Source organism: Achromobacter sp. D7-1 (assembly GCF_059760445.1).
The window spans coordinates 1-255 of record NZ_JCBAMT010000187.1 but is presented as its reverse complement, the minus strand read 5'-3'; the positions used below and the strand labels follow the sequence as shown (position 1 = coordinate 255).

The following is a 255-nucleotide window of genomic DNA, read 5'->3' as shown; positions in this document are numbered from 1 at the left end:
ACCACCTTCGCTTCGTTCTTGAGTTTGTCCACCAGGGCCGCGACATCGGCCACCTTGATGCCGGCCTTGCGGGCGGGCGGCTCGCTGACCTTCAGCGTCTTCAGGCGCGGCGCGGCGTCCACACCCAACTCTTCAGGGGTGACGGTGTCCAGTTGCTTCTTCTTGGCCTTCATGATGTTGGGCAGCGTGACGTAGCGCGGCTCGTTCAGGCGCAGGTCGGTGGTGACGATGGCCGGCAGCTTCAAGGTCAGCGTT

Annotated in this window: 1 protein-coding gene; it reads right to left on the bottom strand. The window is 63.9% G+C overall.

Translation table 11 applies throughout. The features are described from left to right. Positions 1-255, bottom strand: a 255-nt coding sequence (locus AC6LKD_RS32710; RefSeq protein ID WP_498118552.1) for an electron transfer flavoprotein subunit beta/FixA family protein, incomplete at both ends; no start/stop codon positions are given.